The sequence below is a fragment of the Massilia sp. PWRC2 genome (assembly GCF_049896725.1).
Classification (GTDB): Bacteria; Pseudomonadota; Gammaproteobacteria; order Burkholderiales; family Burkholderiaceae_D; genus JAFCUW01.
The window spans coordinates 151,781-172,850 of sequence record NZ_JAFCUW010000010.1 but is presented as its reverse complement, the minus strand read 5'-3'; the positions used below and the strand labels follow the sequence as shown (position 1 = coordinate 172,850).

Sequence of the window (21,070 nt, the reverse complement as noted above, 5' to 3'; positions counted from 1 at the left end):
ATGCTGCTCGACGTCGCAGGACAAGGTGCTTATTGCTACAGCGGCGGCAAGCCGTTCGATGCCCGCCTGCCCACCGCCGTGTTCATCCACGGCGCCCAGAACGACCACTCGGTATGGACCCTGCAGAGCCGGTATTTTGCCCACCACGGATTTAATGTGCTGGCAGTCGACCTGCCCGGCCACGGCCGCAGCGCGGGCGCCGCCCTGCCGACGGTCGAAGCGATCGCCGCCTGGCTGCTGGCGCTGCTCGACGCCGCCGGTGTCGAACGGGCGCTGCTGATCGGTCACAGCATGGGCTCGCTGGTGGCGCTGGAAGCGGCGGCGCGCTTGGCTGGCAGCGCGGGGCGCGTGATCGGCCTGGCCATGCTGGGCACCACCTATCCAATGAAAGTGTCGGACGCGCTGTTATCGATGGCCGGCGACGATCAGGGCGCGGCGATCGACCTGATCAACATCTGGTCGCATGCGCGCGCCAACCTGCTGCAGCCGCAAAATCCGGCGGCGCCGCTGGCAGGGGTGTCGACCATGGGGGTGGCGCGCCGGCTGATGGAACGCATGGCGGCGCGCAATCCGCAGCAGCTGTTGCTGACCGACTTTAGCGCCTGCAACGCCTATGCCGGCGGCGAAGCGGCGGCGCAAGCCTTGCGCTGCCCGGTACTGTTCATCTTCGGCAGCCGCGACATGATGACGCCGGCCCGTTCGACCACCCTGCTCACCTCCGCGGTGGCGGCGGTGACGACCACCCGCGTGCTGCAGGTCGACGCCGGCCACGCGCTGATGGCCGAGCAGAGCGACGCCGTGCTCGACGCCCTGTTCAAGTTCGCAACCAGCTTGCGCTAGCGCGGCGTCAGGCCCTGTTCGGCCGCTTCGCTACAAGGGGCCGAAATGCTCGGCCAGGCTCTGGTGCAAACCGTCTTCGACCGCCCGCCCCACCTGGCGCGCCAGCACGGCAGTGTCGAGCGTCAGAGCATTTTCCACCACCGGCACGGGGGCGCCGGCGCCGATGGCGCGGCCGCTGAAGATGAACAGGCGGTAGACCTCGGCCAGCCGCAGCGTGGCCGGATTGGTCAGCAGCACCCAGTTATCGCGGCTGGCGCGCGAGCGTTCTTTCCAGCGCGCGCGGGTGCTGATGTCGAGCTCGACGCGACCCACCCAGCCGGCCGCCACCATGCGGTCGAGCAGGTCGGTCATTTCTTCAAAACCGATGCGGGTGTGCGCGCGGATCACGCGGCTGGGCACCAGCGCGCTATTACTGGTGCGCGCGCCGGCGTACAGCACTTTTAGAATCGCCACGGCGTCGACGAATTCGGCGCCTGGCGCCGGCTGGTACCACCAGCGCTCGTAGCGAATCACTGGCAAGGCAGCGCTGATGGTGGCACCGACCAGGGCGATCATCCACGACAGGTACAGCCACAGCAAAAACAGTGGCAGCGCCGCCAGTGCGCCGTAAATGATGGCATAGGTGGGGAACTGCCGAATAAACACCGCAAAGCCGCGCTTGGCGATTTCAAACGCCACCGCCGCCACCAGTCCGCCCCACATGGCGTCGAGCCAGTCGACGTGGCGGTTCGGCACCATCACGTACAGCAGCGTGTAGGCAGCGGCCGACAGCGCCACCGACACCGCCGTATAGAACAGCGCGCCCACCAACGGCACCGCCTGCACCACCTCGCTGGTGGCCATGAACAACTGCGACGTCACCGTCAGCGACAGCCCGAACATGATGGGACCCAGCGTGAGCAGGGCCCAGTACATCACCAGCCGCTGGGCGAACGGCCGGCGCCGGCGCACGCCCCAGATCTGGTTGAAGGCGCGCTCGATCATCGCCATCATCGCCGTCGACGTCACCAGCAGCGCCACCGCGCCAACCGCAGAGAGCCGCGTGGCCTTGCTGGCAAACTGGGTCAGGTTGCCGATGATGGTGTTGGCAATCCCGCGCGGCATCAAGGTTTGCACGAAATACGTCTCGAGCGAGGTGCGAAAGGCGCTAAAGATGGGAAAGGTTGTAAAGATGGCCAGCACGATGGTCAACAGCGGGACGATCGCCAGCGTGGTGGTGAACGTGAGGCTGCCTGCCACCTGCGGCAGGCGCTCTTCGCGCAGGCGGCGGATGGCAAAGCGCAGCAGGTCGCCGCCCTGGCGCCAGCTCAGCTGGCGCGCCGCGCTGGCGTCGCTGTCGAGCGCGGCGCCCGCGGATCGATCCGGCGCCGCGTCGGCAGATAGTGAAAGCGAATAGGCAGTCTTGGAAAGCATCCTTCTGGGGCGTCCACGCGATGTAAAGCGCCCTATAATACCAATGATGAACCCAACCAATTCGATTATTCTAGTTTTGTATTATTCGCGCCATGGCGCCACCCGCAAGCTGGCCGAACTGATTGCTCAGGGCATCGAGTCGGTGCCCGGATTCGACGCTCGCCTGCGCACCGTGCCGGCCGTCTCCAGCGTGGCCGAAGCGACCGCGCCGGCCATCCCGCCGGCCGGCGCGCCGTACGTCGAGCTGGCCGATCTGGCCGACTGCGCCGGTCTGGCGCTCGGTTCGCCGACCCGGTTTGGCAATATGGCGGCCAGCCTCAAGTATTTTATCGATGGCACCGCCACCGACTGGCTGGCCGGCACCCTGGCCGGCAAACCGGCCTGCGTATTTACCTCCACCGGCAGCCTGCACGGCGGCCAGGAATCGACCCTGCTATCGATGATGCTGCCGTTGCTGCACCATGGCATGCTGGTGATGGGCCTGCCTTACACCAACCCCGAACTGATGACCACCTCCAGCGGCGGCAGTCCGTATGGCGCCAGCCACTGGTCGGGCCTGGACGGCGACAAGGCCGTCACCGAAGACGAAAAGCGGCTGGCGATCGCGCTGGGCAAGCGACTGGCGCGCACCGCGGCGGCCCTGCAAGGAGAGCGCTGATGGCAACGCCAAAATGGTTTCATACAGGCTGTCTGGCCAGCCTGATCGTCCTGATCATCTGGCTGGTGGTGTGGGAGATGTGGGTGGCGCCCCTGCGCGCTGGCGGCTCGCTGCTGGCGCTCAAGGCGCTGCTGCTGCTGATTCCCCTGCGCGGCGTGCTCAAGCGCGACATCTACACCATGCAGTGGTCATCGATGGTGATCCTGCTGTATTTCACCGAGGGCGTGGTGCGCGCCTGGAGCGACACCGCCGCGCTGTCGCGTTACATGGCGATGGGCGAAGTGGCGCTGGTGCTGGTCTACTTTAGCTGCACCCTGCTGTATCTGGCGCCCTACAAGCGCGCCGCCAAAAAAATGGCCAAGGAATTGCTCGACAAGGTCAAGACGGCGCGCCGCAATGAGTATTGAAGGCGGCCGCCACGCCAGCCTTGGTGCGACCGCCCGCGCGGCGTTCCTGGCGCGCTGCCGCGCCATCGCCGGTGATGCCCAGGTGCTCAGCGGCGCTGACTGCGCCCCCTATCTCACCGACTGGCGCGGCCGCTTTACCGGCGCCGCTCTGGCGGTGCTGCGGCCGGCCACTACCGATCAGGTGGCGGCACTGGTGCGCGCCTGCGGCGACGCGGGCGTGCCGATGGTGCCGCAGGGCGGCCGTACCGGTCTGGTGCAAGGCAGCGTGCCCGATGCCAGCGGCGACGCCGTCGTGCTGTCACTGGCGCGCATGCAGCGCATCCGCCAGCTCGACCCGGTCAACCGCACCATGACGGTCGATGCCGGCTGCATCCTGCACGACGTCCAGCAAGCCGCCGCCGCCAGCGCCTGCCTGTTTCCCTTGTCGCTGGCGGCCGAAGGCAGTTGCAGCATTGGCGGCAACCTGTCGACCAATGCGGGCGGTACCGCGGTGCTGCGTTACGGTAATGCGCGCGCCCTGTGCCTGGGCCTGGAAGTGGTGACCGCCCAGGGCGACGTCTGGGACGGCTTGCGCGGCCTGCGCAAGGACAACACCGGCTACGACCTGCGCGACCTGTTCATCGGCGCCGAAGGCACCCTCGGCATCATCACCGGCGCCGTGCTGCAACTGTTCCCGCGCCCGAAAGCGACCCTGACGGCGCTGGTGGCGCTGGCCAGCCCCAGCGCCGCCACCACCCTGCTGCTACTGGCGCAAGACAGCTGCGGCGCCAGCCTGACCGGCTTCGAGCTGATGTCGCACTACTGCCTGCAGCTGGTGCAGCAGCAGTTCCCCGCCCTGCCCCGGCCCATCAAGCAGGAACACCCGTATTATGTGTTACTGGAAGTGGCCAGCAGCGAGTCAGAAGCGCATGCGGCGCACCTGCTCGAACGCACCCTGGCGACCGCCTTCGAGGACGGCGTGGCGCAAGACGCCGTGCTGTCGTCGACGCTGGCGCAGGCGCAGGGCCTGTGGGATATCCGCGAACACATCCCGCTGGCGCAGGCGCGCGCCGGCCACAACATCAAGCACGACATTGCGCTGCCGGTGTCGGCGATTGCCGGTTTTATCGCCCGCACCGACGCCGCCCTCGCCCAACACTTTGCCGGCTGCCAGGTGGTGTGTTTCGGCCACCTGGGCGACGGCAACCTGCATTACAACGTGGCCGCCCCAGCCGGCATGCATGACGCCGATTTTCTGGCCAGCCAGGATGCCGTCAACGCCGTCGTCTATGCCAGCGTGGCAGAAGACGGCGGTTCGATCTCGGCCGAACACGGCATCGGCGCCCTCAAGCGTGACGCCCTCGTCCGCCACAAGAGCGCAGTCGAACTGGCGCTGATGCGCTCGGTCAAACAAGCCCTCGATCCCCGTAACCTGATGAACCCTGGAAAAGTGCTGTGACGCCGCTGGGCTTACTGTCGCGCTGGCTGCTGGTCGGCGAATGGCGCATGCACCCGGTGCGCGCGCTGCTGGCCATCGTCGCCATCGCCGTCGGCGTGGCGATGGGCTTTGCCATCCACCTGATCAATGCCGCCGCTTTCAACGAGTTTTCGGCCGCCGTCAAGGCGGTCGCCGGCCAGGCCGACATCCAGGTCAGCGGCCGCGAAAGCACCTTCGATGAAGCCATCTATCCGCTGCTGGCGCAGCGCGCCGGCGTACTGGTGGCCTCGCCGGTGATCGAAGTGGACGCCGGCGTACCCGCCAAGGCCGGCGGCATCGGTGGCGCCGCCAACCTGAAAATCATCGGCGTCGATCCGTTTCGCGCCGGCGCCGTCGCCCCCGACCTGCTGGGCGTAGCCGACAGCGCCCTCGACCTGTTAGGCGACGACGCCATCTTCCTGTCGCCGGCAGCGATGGCGTGGCTGGGCGCCGCCAAGGGCGCGCCGCTGCTGCTGCGCGCCGGCGCCACCGACGTCGCCCTGCGCGTGGGCGGCGGCCTGTTCAACGCCCGCGCCGGCCAGCGCATCGCGGTGATGGATATTGGCGCCGCCCAGTGGCGCTTCGGCCGCCTCGGCGTGCTCTCGCGGGTCGACCTCAAACTGCAGGACGGGGTCGACCGCGGCGCCTTCGAGCGCGCCTTGCAAAGCGAGCTGGCAGCGCGCTATCCGGGCCGCTTCCTGGTAGCGCAGCCAAACGATCCGGACCAGGACAGCCGCACCAACACGCTCTCACGCGCCTACCGCGTCAACCTGACGGTGCTGGCGCTGGTGGCCTTGTTTACCGGGGCGTTCCTGGTGTTTTCCACCCAGGCGCTGTCGGTGATCCGCCGCCGCAGCCAGTTCGCCCTGCTGCGCGTGCTGGGGGTGGCGCGCCGCCAGCTGCTGCTGCAAGTGCTGCTCGAAGGGGCCAGCCTGGGCGTGATTGGCGCCGCCGCTGGCATCGGCGGCGGCTACCTGATGGCAGCGCTGGCGCTGCGCTTTTTTGGCGCCGATCTGGGCGCCGGTTATTTTACCGGGGTGCAGCCCAGCGTGGCGTTCGCGCCGCTGGCGGCCGCCGTGTTCTTTGGCATGGGACTGGCGGTGGCTTTGCTGGGCTGCCTGGCGCCTGCCTTCGAGGCAGCGCGCGCGGCGCCGGCTGTCGCCCTCAAATCGGGCAGCGACGAAACCGCACTCGCCGGCCTGCGCCGCAGCTGGCCGGCGCTGGCCTGCCTGGCCATGGCGGCGCTGCTGTCACGACTGCCACCGCTGTTTGAACTGCCCATTTTTGGCTACCTCGCCATCGCCCTGCTGCTGATCGGCGGGATCGGCTTGATGCCACGGCTGGCCGCCAGCGTGTTCGGCACCCTCAACCGGCTGGCGCCAGCGCGCACCGCGGTGCCGGCACTGGCGCTGGCGCGGCTGGCCAATGCGCCGGGCCAGGCCGCCATCGCGCTCGGTGGTGTGCTGGCCAGCTTCGCCCTGATGGTGGCGATGGCCATCATGGTGTCGAGTTTTCGCATGTCGGTCGACGACTGGCTCGGTCGTATCCTGCCGGCCGACCTGTATGTGCGGGTGGCGGCGGCCGGTGCCAGCGCCGGCCTCGGTGCCTCCGAGCAGGCCGCCTTAAGTGGCGCCAGCGGCGTTGCCCGCAGCGAATTTTTGCGCAGCGCGCCGCTCTCGCTCGATGCGGCGCGCCCGCCGGTGACCTTGATCGCGCGCGACATCGATGCCGCCAATCCCGGCCAGCGGCTGGTGCTGGTGGGACCGGGCGCTCCGGTACCCAGCGGCGCGCGGCCCGCCTGGGTGTCCGAAGCGATGCTCGACCTGTATGGCGTCAAGCCCGGTCAAACGCTGCAGTTGCCGCTGGCCGGCACCCTGCAAGCGTTTTTTGTCGCCGGCGTCTGGCGCGATTACGCCAGCCAGAACGGCGCCGTGCAAATCCGCCTGGCCGATTACCGCGCCATCACCGGTGACGACAAGGTCAGTGATGCCGCCCTGTGGCTGCGCGCCGGCGTCGCCGCCGGCCAGCTCGAAGCGACGCTGCGCCGGTTGCCGTTCGGCGCCCGCCTGACGCTGGCGCAGCCGGGCCAGATCCGCGCCCTTAGCCTGCAGATTTTTGACCGCAGCTTCGCCGTCACCTATTTGCTCGAAGCGATCGCCATCGCCATCGGCATGTCGGGGGTGGCGGCGACGTTTTCAGCGCAAACGCTGGCGCGCGCGCGCGAGTTCGGCATGCTGCGCCACGTTGGTGTGACGCGCGGCCAGATCCTGCGCATCCTCGCCATCGAGGGCGGCGCGCTGACCATCCTGGGGGTCGGCTGCGGCTTCGTGCTGGGCCTGACCATCAGCCTGATCCTGGTATTCGTCGTCAACCCGCAGTCGTTTCACTGGACCATGCAGCTGCACCTGCCATGGACATTGTTGTTGTCGGTGGCCGGCCTGCTGCTGGTCGCCGCCGTGCTCACCGCGCTGGTGTCGGGACGTTACGCGCTGTCGCTTGGTCCGATACGGGCAGTCAGGGAGGACTGGTAATGAAGCGAATCATCACATGGCTGCTGTGCGGCCTGTTACTGAGCACTGCAGCGCAGGCCGGGCCGGTGGCATTCGCCGCGGTCGTGGCCGGCCAGCCGCTGCACTTTCCCGCCGACTTCGGCGCCCACCCGGATTTCAAAACCGAGTGGTGGTATGTGACGGGCTGGCTGCAGCGGCCGAACGGCAAGCCGCTGGGGTTTCAGGTGACGTTTTTTCGCAGCCGCACCGGCGCCGCCGACGCCAATCCCAGCGCCTTCGCCGCCCGCCAGCTGATCGTCGCCCATGCCGCCGTTTCCGATCCGGCGCTCGGTCGCCTGGTGCACGACCAGAAAAGCGGCCGTCAGGGTTTCGAGCTCAATTACGCCAAAGCCGGCATGACCAGTTTGAAGCTCGACGGCTGGACCATGCAGCGCGGCGCCAACGGCGCCTACCAGGTGGCGATCGCCTCGCGCCAGTTGCAACTGAAGCTGACGCTGACACCGACGGCGCCGCCGCTGCTGCAAGGGGTGGCAGGCTTTTCGCAAAAGGGCCCGCTGCCGCGCAACGCCAGCTATTACTATAGCGAGCCGCAGTTGCAGGTGACGGGGGTGGCCGGTGCGCTGGGCGCCGCTGGTGCTGTCACCGGCACCGCCTGGCTCGATCACGAATGGTCGAGCCAGGCGCTCGACCCTGCCGCCAGCGGCTGGGACTGGGTCGGCGCCAACCTGGCCGATGGCTCGGCGCTGATGGCTTTCCAGATCCGCGCCCGACGAGGTGGTAAACTGTGGGCGCACGCAGCGTTGCGCGACCGCGCCGGCAAGGTCACCCAGTTTGGCGCCGACCAGGTCAGTTTCAGTGCGCGCGCGTGGTGGACCTCGCCCGCCAGCGGCGCCACCTACCCGGTGGCGACGACGCTGGTCACCGGCCCTTTCAGCTGGCGCCTGACGCCCCTGCAAAACGACCAGGAGCTCGACTCGCGCCGCTCGACCGGCGCCATTTACTGGGAAGGGGCGATGTCGCTCGAACGCGATGGCCAGCCAGCCGGTCACGGCTACCTGGAAATGACGGGCTATGACCGGCCCATGACACTGTAAAGTTCGTAAAGTTGGTAGAGTTCGACCCGCAACAGCACACCATGCGTTTTCACCGCCCCATTTGACCGCACGATAGCCAGGATAAAGCCGCAGCCGATGAACGACCGCTCCAACCAGATTGCCAGCGCAATCAACGCCGACAGCAACGCCGGCAGCAACGCCAGTACCAACCACGCCGTCGCCGCCAGCAGCAGCGAGGCGCGCGCCAAATCGAGCCTGGCGACGCTGCGCGGCCTGCTGCCATTCCTGCGCCCCTACCGCCGCCAGTTCCTGTTTGCCGCCATCGCCCTGCTGGTCGCCGCCAGCGCCACGCTGGCCATTCCCGCCGCCTTCAAGCAAATGATCGATCTCGGTTTCGGCCCGGCGGCGGGCGCCCGCAGCATCCGCAACGTCAACGCCACCTTCCTCGCCCTGTTCGGCGTGGCCACCGTGCTGGCACTGGCCACCGCTGCCCGCTTCTACATGGTGTCATGGCTGGGCGAGCGCGTCACCGCCGACATCCGCAGCGCCGTCTACGGCCACGTGTTACGTCAAAGCCCGGCGTTTTTCGAAACCACCCAGACCGGTGAAGTTCTCTCGCGCATCACCACCGACACCACGCTGATTCAATCGGTGGTCGGCACCAGCATTTCGCTGGCGCTGCGTAACACCCTGCTGTTCATCGGCGGCCTGGTGATGCTGTTCATCACCAGCATCAAGCTGACCTCCATCATTCTCGGCCTGATGGTGGTGGTGATCGTGCCCATCGTGCTGTTCGGCCGCCGCGTGCGCAGCCTGTCGCGCGATTCGCAAGACCGCATTGCCGACGCCTCGGCGATGGCGGGCGAGATCCTCAACGCCATGCCGACCGTGCAAGCCTTCACCCACGAGCATATCGAAGCGGCGCGCTTTGGCGGCTCGGTCGAAGCGGCGTTTGCCACCGCCATGCGGCGTATCCGCGCCCGTTCGCTGCTGACCATGCTGGCCATCGTGCTGGTGTTTGGCACCATCGTGTTCGTGCTGTGGCTGGGCGCCCACGCGGTGCTCGGCGGCACCATGACGGGCGGCGACCTCGGTCAGTTCATCCTGTATGCCTCGATCGTGGCCGGCTCCATCGGCGCACTGTCAGAAGTAATGGGCGAAGCGCAGCGCGCCGCCGGCGCCACCGAGCGCCTGCTCGAACTGCTCGGTGCAAGGTCGAGCATCGGCAACCCTGCGGCGCCGCGCGCACTGCCCGTGCGGGTCGCCGGCGGCGCCGCGCTGGCGCTGCAGGACATCACCTTTCACTATCCATCGCGGCCGACCACGGCAGCGCTGTCGCACCTCAATCTGGTGATTGAACCGGGTGAAACGGTGGCGCTGGTGGGACCGTCCGGCGCCGGCAAGACCACCCTATTCCAGATGTTCCTGCGCTTTTACGATCCGCAGTCGGGCACCGTCACACTCGACGGCGTCGACATCCGCACGCTCGATCTGCACACGCTGCGCGATGCGATCGGCATCGTGCCGCAAGACACCGTGATCTTTTCCGCCAACGCCATGGAAAACATCCGCTATGGCCGCGTCGGCGCCACCGACGACGAAGTGATCGCCTGCGCGCGCCAGGCGGCCGCGCACGAATTTATCGAGCGCCTGCCGCAGGGCTATCAATCGTTCCTGGGCGAACGCGGGGTGCGCCTCTCCGGTGGCCAGCGTCAGCGCATTGCGATCGCCCGCGCGCTGCTGAAAAATCCACCGCTGCTGCTGCTCGATGAAGCCACCAGTGCGCTCGATGCCGAATCCGAACGGCTGGTCCAGCGCGCGCTCGAAGCGGCCATGGTCGGCCGCACCACCGTCATCATCGCCCACCGCCTGGCCACCGTGCAGCGCGCCGACCGCATCATCGTCATGGAAGACGGCGGCATCGTCGAAACGGGCACCCATGCCAGCCTGGTGGCCCAGGGCGGTATCTACGCCAATCTGGCGGCGCTGCAGTTTCACGGCGTCAGCAGTGGTGCGCGTCCCACTAGCTAGGCAGAACTATTACCTCAATGCAACAAATTCCCGTATAATTGCTGTCACGCAATTAACCGAGATCAAATATGTCCCAGCGATTCTTGCCTTTCCATCACTGGAGCGTCGGCGCCCGCATCACCACCGTGACCATCGGCCTGGTCGGCGCCATCCTGGCGGCGCTGTTCGCCATGATCAGCGTGACCACGTCGAGCATGCTGGAAGCGCGCTCGATTGCGGCGACCCGCCAGGATGTGCGCGGCGTGGTCAATATGATCGAGCTATTCAATAAATCCTTGTCGTCGGAAGCGGCAAGTTTCAGCCGCCTGTTCGGCAGCGATTTCGATGGCAAGTTCAGCCTGGCCGCGGGCCAGGAAGTGGCGGTCGGTGCGCTGCAGGCGCCGGTGCTGTTAAATGGCGAGAAGACCGTCAACCTCGACTTTAGCGTGGCCGACCGGTTTACCGCGCAGACCGGCGGCGTGGCCACCGTGTTCGTTGCCAAGGGCGACGATTTTATTCGCGTGAGCACGTCGCTGAAAAAAGAAAATGGCGATCGGGCGATCGGCACCGCGCTCGACCATGCGCATCCCGCCTACCCCCTGCTGCGCGCCGGCCAGCCCTTCAGCGGCCCTGCCACCCTGTTTGGCAAGCAATACATGACCCGGTACGAGCCTGTCATGGGCGCCGACGGCAAAATGATCGCTGTGCTGTTCGTCGGCGTCGATATCAGCGCCGACATGGCCGCCCTGAAGGACAAGATCAGCAGCATCAAGGTGGGCGACACCGGTTACTTTTTCGTTCTCAACGCCGCGCCCGGCAAGGCGCAGGGCGAGCTGCTGGTGCATCCGAAAAGCAGTGGCAGCAATCTGCTGGAAGAAAAATCTGCTGACGGCCGTTTTTTCGTGAAAGAAATGCTTGCGCAGAAGACCGGCCAGCTCACGTACGCCTGGCGCGATGTGACCGCCAGTGGCGGCGCCCCGCGCGAAAAAATCGTCAATTTCGACTTCATCAAGGAATGGAACTGGATCGTCGCCGGTGGCACCTTCCGCGACGAAATCACCCGCGAAGCCGATGCCCAGCGCCTGCGCTACATGGCTTTTTGCATCGCCGCGCTGGCCCTGTTTGCCGTGCTGCTGTACCTGATGGTGCGCGCCAGCGTGACGCGGCCACTGGCGGCGGCCACTGCGGCCGCAGCACGCATCGCGGCCGGCGACCTGTCGGCCCGCATCGACAACAGCAGCCGCGATGAAATTGGCCGCCTGGCCGAAGCGATGAACGGCATCTGCGCCAATTTGTCGGAGGTGGTGGGCAAGGTGCGTGAAGGTGCCGAGCATATCGCCACGGCATCGAGCGAAATTTCGAGCGGCAATATGGACCTGTGTGAGCGCACCGAGCAGCAGGCCGCCAACCTGGCCGCCACCGCTGCCTCGATGGACCAGATGACCAGTACCGTGCGCGAGAACGCCGACAGCGCCAGCCAGGCCAACCAGATGGCCCGCAATGCCTCCGACGTCGCCGAAAAAAGCGGCAACATGGTGGCGCGCGTGGTCGATACCATGGCCTCGATCGAGCAGTCGTCGAAAAAGATCGTCGACATCATCGGCGTCATCGATGGCATCGCCTTCCAGACCAACATCCTGGCCTTGAACGCTGCCGTCGAAGCGGCGCGCGCCGGTGAACAGGGCCGCGGCTTTGCCGTCGTCGCCAGCGAAGTGCGCAACCTGGCCCAGCGCAGTGCTGCCGCCGCCCGCGAAATCAAGGAACTGATCGGCGCATCGGTCGACCAGGTGCAGATCGGCAGCCGGCTGGTGCAGGATGCCGGCGCCACCATGGGTGAAGTGCTGGCCAGTGTCGGCCGCGTCACCACCATCATGAGCGCGATCAGCGCCGCCAGCACGCTGCAAAGCGAAGACATCGCCCGCATCAACGGCTCGGTCAACGACATGGACCAGGCCACCCAGCAAAACGCCGCGCTGGTCGAGCAAGCCACCGCCGCCGCCCAGGCCATGCAAGACCAGGCGGCCGAACTGGCCAGCGCAGTGCGCGTCTTCACGCTCGACGGCGCGCCAGCGTCTGCCAGCCGCGCGGCCAGGCAGCAGCTGGCGCTGACGCCCTAGGCCAGCAATCAGCCGCGACGGTGTACAGTAGCGTTTTTTCCGCTGCTGGAGCCGCCCGTGCCTGACCCCGATCTGCAATCACACTGCCCTACCGTGTTACCTGGCCACCAGGCGCGCACGCCGGCGCGCATGTTCGCCGACATGGCCGCCTGGTGCGAACAGCATGGGGTCGCCCACGACGTCTACGGCAGTGGCGAACTGATCGGGCAGTTCGAACAAAAGATTGCCAGCCTGCTGGGCTGTGAAGCGGCGGTGTTTTGCCTCAGCGGCACCATGGCGCAAGTGACCGCCCTGCGGCTGGCGTGCCAGGACCGCGCCAGTACCCTGGTGGCGCTGCATCCCACCTCGCATATTTTCGTCCACGAAAAATCGAATTATCAGCTGTTGAAGCACTTCGACGCGCTGGCCGTGGGCGAACGCTACCGGCCGTGGTGCGTGGCCGACCTGGCCGCCGTGCCCGACCGCCTGGGCGCGGTCGGCATGGAACTGCCGATGCGCGAAATCGGTGGCCAGAATCCCTCATGGGACGAGCTGCAGGCGATCAAGCTGCACTGCCGCCAGCGCGGCACCCACCTGCACATGGATGGCGCCCGCCTGTGGGAAGCGGCGGCCGGCATGGGGCGCACGCCGGCGGCGCTGGCCGCGGGCTTCGATTCGGTGTACGTATCGCTCTACAAGGGCATCGGCGGCCTCGGTGGCGCCATGCTGGCCGGCAGCGCCGAGTTCATCGCCCGCGCCGCCGAATGGTTCCGCCGCCAGGGCGGCAACGTGATTCACCGCTCGCCCTACGTGGTGGCCGCCGCCATGCAGTTCGATGCGCGGCTGGCGGCGATGCCGGCGTATTTTGCCCGCACGCAGTGGCTGTACGAGGCGCTGCGCGCCTTCCCCCTGCTGCGCCCCAATCCTGCAGCGCCGCAGGCCAACATGCTGCACCTGCACCTGCCGGTGGCACGCGAGCGCGCGGTGGCGATCCGCGACCAGCTGGCGCGCGAGCACGGCATCTGGCTGTTCGGCCGCGCCAGTCACGGCGCCCTGCCGGAGACCAGTTATGTCGAGCTGTATGTGGGCGACAACCTGCTCCATTTGCCGGACGCCACCGTGGTCGAGGCGCTGCGGCGCTGGAGCGAGGCGCTCGTCTCACCCGCGTTGTAAAATAGCGATTTTGCTCCTCAGGGTTTAGCTTTCCCACCATGCGCCAATACCTCGATTTCATGCGCCACGTGCGCGATCACGGCAGCGTCAAGACCGACCGCACCGGTACCGGCACCGTCTCCGTGTTCGGCTACCAGATGCGCTTCGATTTGCAGGACGGCTTTCCGCTGGTGACGACCAAGAAGCTGCACCTCAAATCGATTATTCACGAGCTGATCTGGTTCCTGCAGGGCTCGACCAACATCGCCTACCTGAACGACCACGGGGTATCGATCTGGGACGACTGGGCCGATGGCGATGGCAACCTCGGTCCCATCTACGGTTACCAGTGGCGCAACTGGCCCACCCCGGACGGCGGCCACATCGACCAGATCAGCGACGTGCTGCGGCAAATCCGCCAGACGCCCGATTCGCGCCGCATGATCGTCTCGGCCTGGAACGTGGCCGACGTGCCGAACATGAAACTGCCACCGTGCCACGCGCTGTTTCAGTTTTATGTGGCCGATGGCAAACTGAGCTGCCAGCTCTACCAGCGCAGCGCCGATATTTTCCTCGGCGTGCCCTTCAATATTGCGTCGTACGCCCTGCTCACGCACATGATGGCGCAGCAGGCCGGCCTGGAGGTGGGCGACTTCATCTGGACCGGCGGCGACTGCCACCTGTATGCCAATCACCTCGAGCAGGTCGAGCTGCAACTGGCGCGCACGCCCAGAGCGCTGCCGCAATTGCGCATCGCCAGAAAGCCCGACTCGCTGTTCGACTACCGTTTCGATGACTTCGAGATCGTCGGCTACGAGCCGCACGCGCACATCAAGGCGCCGGTGGCGGTGTAACTGGCCTAACGTACCGCGGGTGACGCCGGCTGCGCGCTAAGATGGGGCACCACCACCATCGAGGAACTATCATGCCCGTCGCCCAACACCGCCGCACCGAAGGCCAGCAACTGCTCTACACCATCACCTACGACCACGGTGAATATTTTATCCAACGCGATGGCGTGATGAAAAAATCGGTGCCCGACGCCATGGTGGCGGGAGTGCTGCCCGCCGAGGCGGGGGCGGCGCTGATGTTGCGCATGGCGGTGGCGGATATCGATGCCTTGATTGGGATGGACGAGTAAGACTTTTCAGTCGTTCAACCACGGGACTGGCACCGCAGGGTGCCCGTCCCGCGGTCGGATTGACGGAACGCCGTCACCGCCCTGCCGTCGACTTTGGCACTGGCCTGAGCCTCGGCGGCCCCATCGCCTCCTCCGGCAGCGCCGCAATATGCAAGGTGGTGGTCGGATACGCAAAGCCAATCTCGCGCTCGCGGAATTGCCGCAACATCGCCAGGCTGATTTCCTGGTGCACGTCCATATACGTGTTGTAATCGGCGTCGAGCACGTAATACACCACTTCGAACATCAGTGCGCTGTTGCCATAGCCCTTGAAGTGCGCACGGTCGAGCCGCACCGCCGGCTGTTGCGCGCTGACAATGGCCTTGACCATGGCAGCGACCTGCTCAACCTGCTCGGTCGGGGTCTCGAAGGCGATACCGAATTCAAACAGGACGCGCCGCTCATCCATCCGCTTGTAATTGCGGATGCGGTTCTTCAGCAACTCGCTATTCGAAAAAATAATCTGCTCACCGCCGAGACTGCGCAACCGCGTGGTTTTCATGCCGATGAATTCGACCGTCCCCATATAGTCATCGACAACAATAAAATCGCCGATCACAAACGGTTTATCGAGCGCAATCGACACCGACGAAAACACATCACCGAGAATATTTTGCACGGCCAGCGCCACGGCAATGCCGCCAATTCCCAGGCTGGCCATGAGGGTCGAAATATTAAAACCCAGGTTGTCGAGCATGATTAACACGGTGAGCGACCACAGCAGGATGCGCGCCACCAGCGCCCCCAGCATCAGGTGGGTGGCAGCGGCTGGATTGCTCAGACGCTGGCGCTCAAAGGCATGCTCGGCCGCCAGCGCAATAATGCGCGTGCCCCGCAAGCCCATCTGCAACACCAGCACCACCACCCACGCACCATGGCGCCACTGTGCGCCGCCGGCCGGCAGCGTCAGCTGGCTGATGCCGATCAGCAGCGACAGCGCACCCAGGAAAGGCAGCCGCGTCGAAGCGACGATCGCCCGCAGATAGCTGAGAAAATGCATGCGGCCATCGCGCGTCAGGCGCGCCAGCTGGCGCTCGGCAAACAGTTTAAGCATGATCAGCGCAGCCAAGGCAACGACGAAGATGGTCGCTGCCACTGTCATCTCATACGAAGAGAAAGCCAATCTCATGGTCCTCTGTCCTGGCGGTCAGATACCTTCAAATCACGCTATGCCACGGCGCCGACAGCCGCATCGCGCAATTGATCAGGCCGACCATCGAATAGGTCTGCGGGAAATTGCCCCACATTTCGCCGGTGACGGGATGGGTGTCTTCCGACAGCAGCCCGAGGTGATTGCGCGCATCGAGCATCGCCTGAAACACCCCGCGCGCCTGGTCGATGCGGCCGATGCGGGCGAGTGCATCGATGCGCCAGAAGGTGCAAATATTAAAGGCTGTTTCCGGTTTACCGAAATCGTCGGGCGCTTCGTAGCGCCGCATGTAGGGACCATCGCACAGCGACGCTTCGAGCGCATCGACGGTGGCGATGAAGCGGGGGTCCATGGGGTCGATAAAATTAACCTCCGCCATCAACAGCACGCTGGCATCGAGGTCGCGGCCGCCAAAACTTTCGGCGAAGGCCTGGCGCTCCTCGCTCCACGCTTCGCGCAGCAGGCGCTCGCGGATCAGGCGCGCGCGCCCTTCCCACAATTGCGCGCGTTCGGGCAGCGCCAGCTTGATGGCGATTTTTGCCAGGCGGTCGCAGGCGGCCCAGCTCATCAGCACCGACGAGGTGTGCACGCGGGCGCGCGTGCGCAACTCCCACATGCCGGCATCGGGCTGGTCATACACCTTGAAGGCTTGCTCGCCAACCGCTTCAAGGGCGGCGAATTCGTCGAGGCCTGCCTTGCGGAACAGGCGCTGGTCGAAAAACGCCTGGCTGGCACCAAGAATAATATTGCCGTAGACATCGTGCTGAAAGTGTTCCTGCGCCTGGTTGCCGACCCGCACCGGCTTGCAGTCGCGGTAACCGGTCAGGTGGTCGAGCTGCGATTCGGGCAAATGTTCTTCCAGGCCGATGCCGTACAGGGGCTGGATGTGGCCGCCCTTGGCGCGCGCCACCACATTGCTCAGCCAGCGCAGATAATCTTCCATGGTGCCCACTTCGGACAAGCTGTTGAGCGCACGGACGACGAAAAAGGCATCGCGCAGCCAGCAGTAGCGGTAATCCCAGTTGCGGCTGCTGCCGGGCGCTTCCGGAATGCTGGTGGTCATGGCGGCAATGATGGCGCCGGTGTCTTCGAACAGCGACAGTTTCAGGGTGATGGCGGCGCGGATCACCACGTCCTGCCATTCGAGCGGCAGGGCCAGCCGCCGGCTCCAGGTACGCCAGTAGTTGATGGTGTCTTTTTCGAACAGCGCGGCGGTGTCGGCAATGCCGTCGGCCAGCGTCTCGTCCGGTCCCAGCATGAAATTGATGGTGCGGTCGAGGACAAAGAAGGTTTCTTCGAGCACATAGCTGAGCGAAGCGTCGGTGTTTAAGCGCAGGGTTTGGTCGAGGCCGACGTAGCGGATATGGTGGCTGCCGCGGGTGATGGCGGGGCGCTGGCGGCCCCAGTCGAAACGGGGCCGCAGGCTGACCTTGATACGCACCGGGCTGCCCAGCAGGCGCACGCGGCGGACCAGCATCAGCGGACAAAACATGCGGTCGCGGCTCTTGAAGCGGGGGGCAAAATCGGTGATCTCGATGCCGCGCCCGCGGCTGTCGAACAGGCGCGTGCGCAGCACCGCCGTGTTCGGCTCGTAGAACTGCTCGCTGCGGGCGAAGTCGTCAATTTCGACCGTCCACAGGCTGGCATTGTCGCTCGCATCGAGCAGGCCGTTGAACACCGGGTCGCCATCGAAGCGGGGCAGGCAGCACCAGACAATCGCGCCCTGCTTGTCGATCAGCGCGGAAAAAGCGCAATTGCCGACCACGCCGCAGTCGAGCGAGGCGGCGGCGCGCTGCGGCGCCGGGTGTCCCGCTGGCGGAGCGATGTGGGCATCTTGCTGGGTGGTGATCGGTTCGATTGGTTCAGTCACTCTGTTCTCCTTGAAAGCGTTTGCACCAGCTGCGCCAGCGAACTGGCCAGTGCGGCGGGACTGTCGAGACGACAGCGGGCGATGGACGGCCCCGGCCCCACCTTGATGCCGATACCGCCGCCTTGCTGCACCAGGGCGAAGCCGGCTTCGTCGGTCATGTCGTCGCCGGCGAACACGGCCAGGTGGCCGGCAAATGGCGGCTCGGCCAGGAAAGCGGCAATCGCCGTGCCCTTGTCGATGCCGGCCGGCTTGATTTCAGCCACCATTTTTCCATGCAATAAAACGGTGCCGGGACAGGCCAGCACGGCCGCGCGCATGGTCGCCTCGCACAGGGGTCCCAGCTGCGGCGCCTGGCGGTAATGCAGGGCCAGCGCGCCATATTTTTGTTCGACCCACAGGCCCGCATGCGCTGCTGCCAGCGCGCTGGCGGCGGCCAGCACGCTGCTCATGTCGGGGATGGCGGCGCGCCGCAGCACGCCGTCGACACCGCGCCGTTCGAGGCCGTGCACGCCCGCCACCGGCACACACAGGGGCGCCAGCAGTGCATCGATTTGCGCCACCGGGCGGCCCGATACCAGCGCCAGCCGGCCGTCCAATAATTGCTGCAGGAGCGCGATGGTGTGCTGCAACGCCGGCGCCAGCGCCACCAGCTCGGGACGGGCGACCAGCTCGACCAGGGTGCCGTCGAAGTCGAGGAACAGGGCGTGGCGGCCGTCTTCCAGCAGGCGCAGCGGATCGTCAGGGTGGCCGGCTGCGCCGCCGGCGCGATCGACGCTACTGGCACCATCGACGCCATTGGTACCATCGACGCCATTGACGCCATCAGCGCCAATCACGCGCGCCGCCGTGCCGCCAGGCGGCTGTGAAAATCGATCTTCGACATGACGTGGTCGCGCTGGCGCAGGCGGGCAGCGTCTTGCAGCATGCGGCCAGCCCAGCGATACACATTAAAATCCTTGACGCGCCGGCGCATGCTGCGCATCCGTTCACGCTGTTCCACCGGCGGCATCGACAGCGCCTTTTGCAAGGCCTGGGCGCCCTGCTCGATGTGGTAAGGATTGATGATCAGCGCTTCGTGCAACTCGCGGGCGGCGCCGGTAAATTGGCTGAGGATCAGCACGCCCTGTTCGTCGTCGCGGGCGGCAATGAATTCCTTGGCCACCAGGTTCATGCCATCGTGCAAACTGGTGACCATGCACACATCGGCGGCGCGGAAGTAGCGGGTCAGCTGATCCTGGCCATGGTGCTCGATTTTCAGGATGATGGGCGCATGCTTGCCGATCGCAAAGCGCAGGTTGATCCGCTCGGCCAGCTTGCGCACGCGCGCCTCAAAGCTCTGGTACTCGTCGAGCGACGAACGGGTGGGCGCCGCAATCTGGACGAAAGAAAATCTGCCGATCATCGACGGGTCCAGCTCGAGCAGGCGCTCGACGGCGTCGAAGCGCTCGAGGATGCCCTTGGTGTAATCGAGGCGGTCAACGCCGATGCCGAGCAGGTGATCGGCCGGCAAGCCGAGCTCGTCGCGCACCTCGGCGCGGCACTCGGCCACGCTGACGGCGTCCGCATCGGCCTCGGGCCAGGCAATCGAGATCGGGTATTGCGCCACCTGGGTCAGCTGGCCGCCATAGCTGATGGTCGAGGCTTCCTGCTCGATGCGCGTTTCCAGATAACGGTCTACCGTATCGAGGAAATTTTTGCGGTGGAATGGCGTATGAAAGCCCAGGATGGTACTGCCCAGCATGCCGTCGAGAATTTCTTCGCGCCATGGGCAAATCCCGAACGATTCAGAATTTGGCCAGGGGATGTGCCAGAACGTGATGATGGTCGCTTTCGGCAGTACCGCCCGCACCATCCGCGGCAGCAGGGCGAAGTGGTAATCCTGTACCAGCACCACCGGGTTGTCGCTGTTGGCCTCGGCAATCACGGCATCGGCGAAGCGCTGGTTGACCTTGACGTACTGATCCCAGTCGGACGAACGGAACACCGGTCGCACGTGGGCAATATGACACAGCGGCCACAGACCCTCGTTGGCAAAGCCATAGTAATAGCCCTGCTCTTCTTCTTCCGACAGCCAGACCCGCCGCAGGGTATAGCTGGGATGCTCGGGTGGCACCCGCACATGGTCACTGGCGTCGACCGTCTGACGGTCGGCCGACCCGGCGCCGTGGGCGATCCAGGTACCCGAGCAGGCCCGCATCACCGCTTCGACCGCCGTCACCAGGCCGCTGGCGGGCCGGCGCACGGCGATGCCGTTTGCAGTGAGCTCGTGAATATACGGTTCGCGGTTCGACACCACCAGCACCTGGTCGCCAGCCAGATCCTGCTGCAGCAAATCTTTGAGGGTGTCGGCAGTCCACTCGCCGCTGCCATTGCCCTCGCCCTGGCGGTCGAGGTGGTAGTCGCGCAGCATCTGGCGGACGTCGCCGGCGAGCGGCTGCATGTCGGCCGGCGTCTCGACCATGGCGCGTGGCATCAGTTCACCGCGCAGCATGTCGCGCACCCCCTTGATCCAGCCGCGCCAGCTCAGGTGCGCAATGATCACCGTGATGAGCGAAATGGCCAGTGCCAGCAGGGCGAAAAAGCCGAAGATGTATTTTTTGGTGTCAGCGCTGCGCCGTTCGATGAAACTCATGTCATGCACCAGGATCAGGCGCCCGAGCACCACGCCATCCTGCGCCACTTCGCTGGCGGCGACGTGGACGGGTCCCTGCGGCAGGCTGACCATGGCGCGCTTGTCGGAATTGCCGCTGGTGGTGTGCCAGCATCCCAGCGAGGCGGGATAGGTTGCCGTCTTGTAGCGCAGCACGCCGGCGGCATCGCAAAAACCCACCGCATACAGGCGCTCGTCGAGGATGGCGCGGTCGAACAGCTGGTTGATGCGGCCGCTCGCCTTGATTGGCAGATAGTCGAGCAGCGGCTCTTCCATGGTGCGCGCCAGCGATTGCGAGCGCACGTCGAGGTCGCGCATGAACCAGCGCAAGGTGAAATTGTCCATCAGCGGGATGACCAGATAACCGAACAGGCCAAGCGTGAGCGCCAGCGGCGCAATGAAGCGCAACGACAGGCCGATCGAGCGAAATTGCATAGTGTTCCTTCAGCATGGCGTTCGATCGCCGGCGACAGACGCCATGGCGAACGGGTTCATCCAAACAAATGAAGAAGAAATTAAATTTGTGTGAATGCAGTTATATTTAACGCAAGCTTACCTGAATTGGGCAGTTTGGCGCGCACGGCTGGGCGTGCCGTGGGGTCGGACGGTACTGGCGAAGGGAA

16 protein-coding genes are annotated in these 21,070 nt (G+C 65.7%); 11 read left to right on the top strand and 5 right to left on the bottom strand.

Going from position 1 to position 21,070, the window contains the following annotated elements:
• On the top strand, positions 1 to 840 hold the full coding sequence (locus ACP7BZ_RS19005; protein ID WP_426116025.1) for an alpha/beta fold hydrolase: 840 nt from the start codon (positions 1 to 3) through the stop codon (positions 838 to 840).
• 30 nt (positions 841 to 870) lie between these two features.
• Here the strand turns inward: ACP7BZ_RS19005 and ACP7BZ_RS19000 are convergent, their stop codons facing one another.
• Positions 871 to 2,253: a YihY family inner membrane protein gene (locus tag ACP7BZ_RS19000; RefSeq protein ID WP_426116023.1), complete on the bottom strand. Its 1,383-nt coding sequence runs from the start codon at positions 2,251 to 2,253 to the stop codon at positions 871 to 873.
• Between the two features lie 46 nt (positions 2,254 to 2,299).
• On the opposite strand from ACP7BZ_RS19000, the gene wrbA reads away from it, so the two are divergent.
• From wrbA to ACP7BZ_RS18950, 10 genes are all read left to right on the top strand, one after another.
• Positions 2,300 to 2,911: an NAD(P)H:quinone oxidoreductase gene (wrbA, locus tag ACP7BZ_RS18995; RefSeq protein ID WP_426116021.1), complete on the top strand. Its 612-nt coding sequence runs from the start codon at positions 2,300 to 2,302 to the stop codon at positions 2,909 to 2,911.
• Positions 2,911 to 3,318, top strand: a complete 408-nt coding sequence (locus ACP7BZ_RS18990; protein WP_426116019.1) for a DUF2069 domain-containing protein — start codon at positions 2,911 to 2,913, stop codon at positions 3,316 to 3,318. The genes wrbA and ACP7BZ_RS18990 overlap by 1 nt, the downstream gene beginning before the upstream one ends.
• Positions 3,308 to 4,756: an FAD-binding oxidoreductase gene (locus ACP7BZ_RS18985; RefSeq protein WP_426116017.1), complete on the top strand. Its 1,449-nt coding sequence runs from the start codon at positions 3,308 to 3,310 to the stop codon at positions 4,754 to 4,756. Before ACP7BZ_RS18990 ends, ACP7BZ_RS18985 begins: the two co-directional genes overlap by 11 nt.
• A gap of 47 nt (positions 4,757 to 4,803) precedes the next feature.
• Entirely contained in the window at positions 4,804 to 7,305 is a 2,502-nt protein-coding gene (locus tag ACP7BZ_RS18980) for an FtsX-like permease family protein (protein WP_426116109.1), read from the top strand.
• Positions 7,305 to 8,378: a lipocalin-like domain-containing protein gene (locus ACP7BZ_RS18975; protein WP_426116015.1), complete on the top strand. Its 1,074-nt coding sequence runs from the start codon at positions 7,305 to 7,307 to the stop codon at positions 8,376 to 8,378. The genes ACP7BZ_RS18980 and ACP7BZ_RS18975 overlap by 1 nt, the downstream gene beginning before the upstream one ends.
• Before the next feature lie 96 nt (positions 8,379 to 8,474).
• The gene (locus ACP7BZ_RS18970) at positions 8,475 to 10,370 is read left to right on the top strand and encodes an ABC transporter transmembrane domain-containing protein (protein ID WP_426116013.1); all 1,896 of its coding nucleotides are present in this window, start codon (positions 8,475 to 8,477) and stop codon (positions 10,368 to 10,370) included.
• 68 nt (positions 10,371 to 10,438) lie between these two features.
• Entirely contained in the window at positions 10,439 to 12,466 is a 2,028-nt protein-coding gene (locus ACP7BZ_RS18965) for a methyl-accepting chemotaxis protein (protein WP_426116011.1), read from the top strand.
• Between the two features lie 57 nt (positions 12,467 to 12,523).
• Positions 12,524 to 13,618 carry a threonine aldolase family protein gene (locus tag ACP7BZ_RS18960; RefSeq protein ID WP_426116009.1) on the top strand — a complete coding sequence of 365 codons (1,095 nt, stop codon included), beginning with the start codon at positions 12,524 to 12,526 and terminating at the stop codon, positions 13,616 to 13,618.
• A gap of 38 nt (positions 13,619 to 13,656) precedes the next feature.
• Positions 13,657 to 14,451, top strand: coding sequence for a thymidylate synthase (locus ACP7BZ_RS18955; protein WP_426116007.1), 795 nt, complete (start codon positions 13,657 to 13,659; stop codon positions 14,449 to 14,451).
• A gap of 71 nt (positions 14,452 to 14,522) precedes the next feature.
• Complete coding sequence (locus tag ACP7BZ_RS18950) at positions 14,523 to 14,738, top strand: hypothetical protein (protein WP_426116005.1); 216 nt, start codon at positions 14,523 to 14,525, stop codon at positions 14,736 to 14,738.
• Between the two features lie 73 nt (positions 14,739 to 14,811).
• On the opposite strand, the gene ACP7BZ_RS18945 is transcribed toward ACP7BZ_RS18950, so the two are convergent.
• Genes ACP7BZ_RS18945 through ACP7BZ_RS18930 form a run of 4 tightly spaced genes read right to left on the bottom strand, consistent with a single transcriptional unit; the run spans position 14,812 to position 20,882 of the window.
• Positions 14,812 to 15,879 (bottom strand): mechanosensitive ion channel family protein, encoded by a 1,068-nt coding sequence (locus ACP7BZ_RS18945; RefSeq protein WP_426116107.1) that lies wholly within the window; start codon positions 15,877 to 15,879, stop codon positions 14,812 to 14,814.
• A gap of 55 nt (positions 15,880 to 15,934) precedes the next feature.
• Positions 15,935 to 17,752, bottom strand: coding sequence for a glycoside hydrolase family 15 protein (locus ACP7BZ_RS18940; protein ID WP_426116105.1), 1,818 nt, complete (start codon positions 17,750 to 17,752; stop codon positions 15,935 to 15,937).
• A 41-nt stretch (positions 17,753 to 17,793) separates the two neighbouring features.
• Complete coding sequence (gene otsB, locus ACP7BZ_RS18935) at positions 17,794 to 18,633, bottom strand: trehalose-phosphatase (protein ID WP_426116003.1); 840 nt, start codon at positions 18,631 to 18,633, stop codon at positions 17,794 to 17,796.
• Positions 18,630 to 20,882 carry an alpha,alpha-trehalose-phosphate synthase (UDP-forming) gene (locus ACP7BZ_RS18930; protein WP_426116001.1) on the bottom strand — a complete coding sequence of 751 codons (2,253 nt, stop codon included), beginning with the start codon at positions 20,880 to 20,882 and terminating at the stop codon, positions 18,630 to 18,632. Before ACP7BZ_RS18930 ends, otsB begins: the two co-directional genes overlap by 4 nt.
• Positions 20,883 to 21,070 lie beyond the last annotated feature (188 nt).

Excerpts from the sequence above, each read along its gene's own strand:
- ACP7BZ_RS18945 (WP_426116107.1), bottom strand. The coding sequence starts at position 15,879 with ATGACAGTGGCAGCGACCATCTTCGTCGTTGCCTTGGCTGCGCTGATC.
- ACP7BZ_RS19005 (WP_426116025.1), top strand. The coding sequence starts at position 1 with ATGCTGCTCGACGTCGCAGGACAAGGTGCTTATTGCTACAGCGGCGGC.
- ACP7BZ_RS18975 (WP_426116015.1), top strand. The coding sequence starts at position 7,305 with ATGAAGCGAATCATCACATGGCTGCTGTGCGGCCTGTTACTGAGCACT.
- ACP7BZ_RS18930 (WP_426116001.1), bottom strand. The coding sequence starts at position 20,882 with ATGCAATTTCGCTCGATCGGCCTGTCGTTGCGCTTCATTGCGCCGCTG.
- ACP7BZ_RS18970 (WP_426116013.1), top strand. The coding sequence starts at position 8,475 with ATGAACGACCGCTCCAACCAGATTGCCAGCGCAATCAACGCCGACAGC.
- ACP7BZ_RS19000 (WP_426116023.1), bottom strand. The coding sequence starts at position 2,253 with ATGCTTTCCAAGACTGCCTATTCGCTTTCACTATCTGCCGACGCGGCG.
- ACP7BZ_RS18950 (WP_426116005.1), top strand. The coding sequence starts at position 14,523 with ATGCCCGTCGCCCAACACCGCCGCACCGAAGGCCAGCAACTGCTCTAC.
- ACP7BZ_RS18985 (WP_426116017.1), top strand. The coding sequence starts at position 3,308 with ATGAGTATTGAAGGCGGCCGCCACGCCAGCCTTGGTGCGACCGCCCGC.
- ACP7BZ_RS18980 (WP_426116109.1), top strand. The coding sequence starts at position 4,804 with ATGCACCCGGTGCGCGCGCTGCTGGCCATCGTCGCCATCGCCGTCGGC.
- ACP7BZ_RS18965 (WP_426116011.1), top strand. The coding sequence starts at position 10,439 with ATGTCCCAGCGATTCTTGCCTTTCCATCACTGGAGCGTCGGCGCCCGC.
- wrbA (WP_426116021.1), top strand. The coding sequence starts at position 2,300 with ATGAACCCAACCAATTCGATTATTCTAGTTTTGTATTATTCGCGCCAT.
- ACP7BZ_RS18990 (WP_426116019.1), top strand. The coding sequence starts at position 2,911 with ATGGCAACGCCAAAATGGTTTCATACAGGCTGTCTGGCCAGCCTGATC.
- ACP7BZ_RS18955 (WP_426116007.1), top strand. The coding sequence starts at position 13,657 with ATGCGCCAATACCTCGATTTCATGCGCCACGTGCGCGATCACGGCAGC.